This is a genomic window from Streptomyces sp. NPDC102514 (assembly GCF_055584525.1).
Genome location: NZ_JBVJLW010000001.1, coordinates 1,170,943 through 1,178,044, shown reverse-complemented (window position 1 = coordinate 1,178,044; position 7,102 = coordinate 1,170,943). Strand labels below are relative to the sequence as shown.

The following is a 7,102-nucleotide window of genomic DNA, read 5'->3' as shown; positions in this document are numbered from 1 at the left end:
CGCCAAGCGTCACGACCACCGCACGCCGCAGGTCACTGTCCACGGATTCGCCCGCCCCTTCCCACAATTCCGGTCAAAGTATCACCGAGGCGTCTCACCAGATGATCGCCAGGACAGGTCCTAGTGACCGAATCACTTACGACAGCCGCACCCCGGGGTCCGCACACCACTTCGGTCGCAGCAGACGGCTCAGCAGCACCGGTGCAGCGGCCGCGCCCGAGAGGAATCGCACGGCTCACTGCGGCGGGGTCACCTCGCAGTGAGCCGTATCAAGCGCACTCCTTTGCGCCGCCACAGAACATGCCTGTGCGAGGACGGCGCCAGACGAACGCGGGCGCCGGTTCGACCGGTGGTAGTTCCTCGTCCTCCTCAGGCGGCTCCACGGGCGGTGGCAGCGTCGGCACCGTACACCCCGGCTTGTTCTGTTCTCCGCAAGGAGCGACCGGCGTCACCAAGGCAGGAACTCCCATGATCTGCGGCCCTGGCTCCGCCGGCCGCAACCGCTGGCACTCCTGAATCCCGCTCCCGCGAGCCCGCCCGGCCCGGCCCTGCCCGGCCAGGAGAAGATCTTCCGTCCCATGGTCGACAGCACAACCGCGCCCCACCCCGAACAGGGTGACCGTGACCGGCTGGCGGCCCTCGACGCTGTAGGGGCCCGCCGTGCTGGTGGATCACCAGACCGTGCCGAAGAACCGTGTCCACCAGGTGGGCCGCGCTGCGAAGGGCCCCAGCGCGCTGGGGCCCTGGTAGTCGCTTTCCAGCAGTTCCTCGGGGACGCTCACGTAACCGAGTTCGGCCAGCGCCCGCTCCACGGTGGCGAGATCGGCGGGGTCCAGCGCCCCCACCGCACATGCCTCGTCCGTACCGTAGAACGCCCCCGGATTGTCGGCACAGACCTCGGCGACAGAGCCGAACTTGCTCACGCAGACCACTATCCGCGTCCCGCAGACCGTCGCGTCCGCGGGCACGTGGATACGCCCGTACTCGCTGGAGTCCTGAGTGTCCCGCTCGGAGTCGCACGGGGCACCGAACTCCGCTTCGAGCCGGCTCACCAGCCTGCTGAACGCGAAGCCGGTCGCGGCGCGATCGTAGTGCAGCGGCTCTCCCAGCCGTTCGGGGTCGTCGAGTGCACGCAGGAGGACCAGCAGCTCGGTCTCGCTCATCGCCATCCGCACATCCTGCCGTCCGGCTGCCGTCAGTCGGCAAAGGGGTGAGAGCTCGATCTGAGCAAGCGCGATGCCGTATAGGAGGGTGGGGCCGGTGAAAGCTTTGGCCTCAGTGAGGACAGAGTATGGACGAGTTCGGAGAAAGTCCCTACTGTGTCCGTCGCGACGGCACGAGATCTCATACGTCCCGTACGCCACTCTCCGTATCCGGTGCGACGGCGCGCACCGGCAGCGGTGGATCTTCTCACTCGTCCATCTGCGTTCCCCCATGCCGGGGAGCGAACAGGAGGCCACGTGTATCCACGGCTGTTATCAGGGCGACTCGGCAGACGCCTGGCCACGACCATCGTCACTTCGCTGCTGGCACTCGGACTGTCCGCCCCTACGGGCTCGGCCGCTCCGACCGACCGTTCCGCCAACGCTCTTCCCCCGCAGGAGCCGGGTGTCACCCTGCGTGTCTTCGACATGCAGGTGCCGCTTGAGAAACTGTGTGAACTCAAGCCCGGCCAGACACCGAACGTCGACAAGCTGATGCCGGTGATCGACTGGTCCTCCGACGCGGACTTCGGCTTCAGCGCCAACTTCATCTCGCAGACGATCGCCAACCTGAACGTCCCCACCACCGGGACGTACACCTTCCGGCTCACCACCGACGACGGCTCCCGGCTCCTCATCGACGACCAACTCGTCATCAGTCACGACGGGTTGCACGGCTCCGATCCGAAGGACGGCAACGTTGTCCTGACCGCCGGATACCACTCGATCCGCATCGACCACTTCGAGAAGGACGGCGGGCAGCAGGTCACTCTCGCCTGGAAGCCGCCCTCCGCCACCGCCTTCACCGTGGTGCCCAACTCGGTGCTCAGCACGGACGCCGACGTCGTCCGGGTCACCGCTCCGGGACGCAAGGAATGCGAACTGGCCGGCGATTCACCCGGCGACGGCCTGCCCCTGACCGGCGTGCACCCGAACTACACCCTGACCAACCTGCGGCCCAGCGGGTTCGAACCGCAGGTCTCCGCCATGGACTGGCTTCCCGACGGCAGGCTCGCCGTGACCACCTGGGGCGGCTCGGAGAACACGACCGGCGAGGTCTACCTGCTGAGCAACGTCACCGGCAACACCGGACCGGACAAAGTGACGTACAAGAAGGTGGCTTCGGGGCTCAAGGAGCCCATGGGCATCAAGTACGTGGACGGCAAGCTGTACGTGTCGCAGAAGCACGAGCTGACCGAACTCAACGACACCAACGGCGACGAGGTCACCGACACCTACCGGCGGGTCGCCACCTGGCCCTACGGCGGCAACTTCCACGAGTTCGCGTTCGGCCTGCTGTACAAGGACGGGTTCTTCTACCTGAACCTCTCCGTATCCATCAACTACGGCGGAGCGACGACGAATCCGCAGCCCGCAGCCAACCGCGGCTCCACGATCAAGGTCAACAAGGCCACGGGGGCGGTCAGTTACGTGGCCGGCGGGCTGCGCACGCCCAACGGCATCGGGTGGGGTCCCGACGGTGACATCTTCGTCACCGACAACCAAGGCGGCTGGCTGCCCTCGTCGAAGCTGGTCCAGGTCAAACAGGACCGCTTCTTCAACCACTACACCAACCCGGCGGGCCCCTTCGACTCGAAGAACGTGACCAAGCCGGTCCTGTGGCTCCCCCAGAACGAGATCGCCAACTCCCCCAGCACGCCACTGCAGTTGAGCGACGGGTCGTTCGCCGGCCAGATGCTGTTCGGCGACGTGACCTACGGCGGCATCCAGCGCGGATACCTGGAGAGGGTCAACGACGAGTACCAGGGCGCCGTGTTCCGTCTCACCCAGGGCCTGGAGGTCGGTGTCAACCGGATCAGTGTCGGCCCCGACGGCGCCCTCTACATCGGCGGCCTCGGAGCGGACGGCAACTGGGGCCAGGAAGGCAAACTCAAGTTCGGCCTGCAGAAGCTGACACCGAGCGGAACCGGAGCCTTCGACATCCGCCAGATGCGTGCCGTCAACGGCGGCTTCGCCCTCGACTACACCCAGCCCATATCCAACGAGACCGCCGCCGGCCTGGCCGCGCGCTACAAGGTCAAGCAGTGGCGCTACGTACCCCGGGTCGACTACGGCGGCCCCAAGGTCGACGAGGAGACACTGACCGTCCAGTCGGCCACCGTCTCCAGCGACCGCAAGACGGTCACCCTGGCCATCCCCGGCCTCAAGCCCAACCGGGTGGTCCACGTCCGCTCGGCCCGCCCCTTCAGCTCGGACGAGGGCAAGCAACTGTGGAGCACCGAGGCCTGGTACACCCTGAACCAGCTCCCCGGCACGCCGTCCCGCACCGGAGAGGTGAAGGGCCTCAGCAAGTGCCTTGATGTGGACAACGCCAACACGGCCGACGGGACCAAGGTCCAGTTGTGGACCTGCAACAGCACCGCAGCCCAGGAGTGGTCCGTGCTCGGCACCGGCGCCGTTCGCGCGTTGGGTAAATGCCTGGACATCGACAACTCGGGCACGGCCGACGGCACGAAGGTGCAGCTCTACACCTGCAACGGAACCGCGGCCCAGATCTGGCAGCCACAGACCAACGGCACACTGCGCAACCCGCAGTCCGGCAAATGCCTGGACGTCACCGGCGGGGCATCCGCTGACGGCACCGCGGTCCATTTGTGGACATGCGGTAGCCAGCAGAGCCAGAAGTGGGTCCTTTCATAGGGGGCCCACCGGATCGTAAAGGTCCCACGGGATCGTAGAGATCCCACCAGAGGTCCCGCCGGAAAGTGACAGTTCCACAGCGCCGAGGCCCGCGAATCCACGGGCCTCGGCGCACCACCGGGACACAGGAAGCGTCGTCCTGCCGGTCGTCAGCGAGGCGTCAGCAGGGTGTCCACCCGAACAGGTAGGTCATGGCGGCAGGTGTCACTCCCCCGCCGCCACGTACCGGTTCGTGGCCTGCTCCCGTTCTTCGAGGTCGACCTTGACGCCGGACGGCTCCAGGGCCTCGCGCAGGCGCTGCATCATCGGTTCCGAGAGGAAGTGGTGGCGCAGGTCCAGTTCCTCCAGGTGTGTGAGGGGCTGGCCGCTGAGAAGGGCTTCGGCGCCGGTGTCGCTCAGAGTGCCCAGGCCCAGGTGCAGGGAGGTGAGCCGGGCCACGACGGGGGCACCGGCCAGGGCGGCGGCGATCTCGTCCTGTATCTCGCTGTTGCGCAGGCCGAGGTGGCGCAGGGCGGGCAGGCGGTCGCCGTCGAGGATGGGGGCGAGGTCCGCCAGGGTGGTGGTGCAGCCGTAGTAGTCCGCACCCAGCCACAGGTCCAGGCGGCGCAGCGCGGGCAGATCGCTGGCGGCCACCGCGCGGGCCACCTCTCCGGGCAGACCGCCGTTCTCCAGACGCAGGACGCGCAGGTGCTCGTGGCGCAGCGGTGTCAGCCGCAGCCCCGGACCGTCGTCGAAGCCGCCGCCCGAGCCGCGTACACCAAGCTCCTGGAGGCGGGGATAGGCGGCCAGGATCGGGGTCACGTCACCCTGCACGATCCAGGACAGCTCAGCCTCCTCGAAGGTGACATCGGCGAGGTAGAGGGCTTCGAGTCCGGTGAGACGGCCGGCAGCGGCCACGAGACGGTCGGCCGTCTCGGCGGGATCGTCCCCGTCGTCCTCGGTACCGTAGGCGCCTGAACCCAGGACCAGGGCGCGCACCTGCGAGAGGTCGACGGTGTCGAGGAAGCGGTTCCAGCAGGTCTCGAAGGACTCTCCGTCCGTGAGGAGTTGATAGCGGGACAGCTTCCAGGCGACCTCGCCCGCCGGAGGCAGTGGCCCGACCTCTTCGCCCGCGACCGGGAAGTCATAGACGGGCAGACCGTGCAGGGTTGTCAGATTGTCGATCGTCACGGCGCAAGCCTTCCACATGCGAACTGAGCGCGGTGCGGCGGGACTTGAGAACTTTCAACCTCAGGCGTCCGGCGTACGTCCCCTGCTGGTGAGCCCCGACAGGGTCAGGGTGAGCCACCGGGCTCGCGCCTCGGGCGACCGGTCCCGGGCGGACGCCTCCACGGTCCGGCCGAGAAGGTCTCGACCTCCTCCATCGCACTCTCTCCGGACCGCACCCGTTCCGTGGCTGCCTCGGCGTCGTCCGCCACTTCGCCAATGTACTCGGCGACCACGGCGCCGACCAGGTCGGTTCGCGCATCACGGAGAGACGCACCATGAACCAGCTCGCAGCATGGACCCCGACAGCCATACCCAGCCAGGCCGGACGCAACGTCGTGCACTGGGCGGCCAGTACTACGGTCCGAAGGGTCCCGGTGAGATGCGCGGAGACCCCCGCCGCACCGACTCCCACCCCCGACAGGACGGTGTTGAGGAGGCGCATGTGGGCAGGCGCGTTGCGGGTCAGGACCGTGGAGGCGCGCTCGGTGCGTCCTTCTCGGCGGCTGCCTCGTGAAAGGCGGCAACCGCTTCTCCGTTGGTTCTCGCCCAGTCCGTGAGCTTTCTGATGGGCTCCTCCAAGGTACGCCCGAGCTCGGTCAGGCTGTACTCCACACGCGGTGGCGCTTCGGCGTACGCGTGCCGTTCGACGAGTCCGTGGTCCTGAAGACCGCGCAGCGTTTGTGTCAGTACTTTGCGTGAGACACCGCCGATGAGTTCGACCAACTCGCCGTGCCGCACGGGACCGTCACTCAGGGCGAAGAGCGTGACCACAGCCCATTTACTGGAGATGATCTCGATGGCCAGGCGGGCGGGGCAGTCGGCGAGGAACACGGTTCCGGGGCGGAGGCTCACGAGCCGAAGGGTACCTTCAGGTACCTGACGGATGCCTACCGTCGAACGTATGCAGCACACCGCTTCAGCGGGCGCCGAGGCCGAACTCGGCGTCTTCTCTCTCACCGACATCGTCCCGGGCGTCAGCACCCCGCAGCGCGTCCGCGACATCGTGGACATCGGCGTCTTCGCCGACCAGGCAGGGCTCGACCTGTTCGGTGTGGGTGAGCATCACACCCCCCGGTTCGCGGTCGCCTCGCCGGCTGTCGTCCTCGCAGCCGTCGCCGCCAGAACCGCATCCATTACGTTGACCAGCGCTGTCTCGGTGCTGAGTGTGCTCGACCCCGTCCGCCTCCATCAGGACTTCGCACAGCTCGACCTGGTCTCGGGAGGACGTGCCGAGATCACGGTGGGCCGCAGCGCCTACGCGGAGCCGTTCGAGATCTTCGGCGTCGACATGGAGCGCTACGACGACGTCTTCGCCGAGAAGCTCGACCTGCTGCGCATGATCGCGCATGAAGACCGCATCACGTGGGAGGGCCGGTTCCGGCCGCCGTTGAACGGCGTCGCCGTCGTTCCCCGCCTGGACAGGGTGCTGCCGGTGCGACTGGCCGTCGGAGGGTCGCCGGACAGCGCCCGGCGTGCCGGCCGCCTGGGGCTGCCGATGACGCTGGCGCACCTGGGAGGCAGTACCGCCAGGGCCAAACCGGCCGTCGACATGTACTGGCAGGCAGCCGAGACGGCCGGGCATCCGCGCGCCGCGCTCGGAATCGGTGTGGCGGCCCATCTCTTCGTCGGTGCGACCTCGCAGGGAGCCCGCGCGACCTTCTATCCCTACTACCGCGCCTACTTCGCACAGGGCCGAGGCGTGCACCTGGATCGCCCGACCTTCGAAGCCATGGCCGGCCCCGCAGGCGCCCTCCTGGTCGGCAGTGCACAGGAGATCGCCGAGAAGCTCGTGACGCAGAAGGAACTGTTCGGCGCCAACCGGTTCATCGGACAGGTCGATCTCGGCGGTCTGCCACGTTCGAGCGTTCTCGGATCCATCGAGAGGTTCGCGTCGGACGTCGCACCCGCCGTGCGCACCGCATCCATCTGAACCATCGCATCAGCGTCACCGTGCCCGGGGTTCGCCTGCCGCATACGCCCGTGCGCGTGTCCAGCCGTGCCCGCGTGCAGCGCAAGTCCACCCGCCAGTA

5 protein-coding genes are annotated in these 7,102 nt (G+C 67.7%); 2 read left to right on the top strand and 3 right to left on the bottom strand.

What is annotated here, in order from left to right; all coding sequences use genetic code 11:
* Window positions 1-671: 671 nt before the first annotated feature.
* On the bottom strand, window positions 672-1,163 hold the full coding sequence (locus ACZ60E_RS05270) for a hypothetical protein (RefSeq protein ID WP_469438267.1): 492 nt from the start codon (window positions 1,161-1,163) through the stop codon (window positions 672-674).
* Between the two features lie 297 nt (window positions 1,164-1,460).
* Here ACZ60E_RS05270 and ACZ60E_RS05265 point away from each other — a divergent pair, with 297 nt between their 5' ends.
* Window positions 1,461-3,863 (top strand): ricin-type beta-trefoil lectin domain protein, encoded by a 2,403-nt coding sequence (locus ACZ60E_RS05265; RefSeq protein ID WP_469438264.1) that lies wholly within the window; start codon window positions 1,461-1,463, stop codon window positions 3,861-3,863.
* Between the two features lie 204 nt (window positions 3,864-4,067).
* Here ACZ60E_RS05265 and ACZ60E_RS05260 read toward each other — a convergent pair whose 3' ends face one another.
* Both ACZ60E_RS05260 and ACZ60E_RS05255 read right to left on the bottom strand, forming a co-directional pair.
* Window positions 4,068-5,051 carry an STM4015 family protein gene (locus ACZ60E_RS05260; protein ID WP_469438262.1) on the bottom strand — a complete coding sequence of 328 codons (984 nt, stop codon included), beginning with the start codon at window positions 5,049-5,051 and terminating at the stop codon, window positions 4,068-4,070.
* 483 nt (window positions 5,052-5,534) lie between these two features.
* Complete coding sequence (locus tag ACZ60E_RS05255) at window positions 5,535-5,924, bottom strand: winged helix-turn-helix transcriptional regulator (RefSeq protein WP_384800673.1); 390 nt, start codon at window positions 5,922-5,924, stop codon at window positions 5,535-5,537.
* Window positions 5,925-5,973: 49 nt separating this feature from the next.
* Here ACZ60E_RS05255 and ACZ60E_RS05250 point away from each other — a divergent pair, with 49 nt between their 5' ends.
* A complete protein-coding gene (locus ACZ60E_RS05250; protein ID WP_469438257.1) occupies window positions 5,974-7,002 on the top strand; it encodes an LLM class flavin-dependent oxidoreductase in 1,029 nt (342 codons plus the stop codon).
* Window positions 7,003-7,102 lie beyond the last annotated feature (100 nt).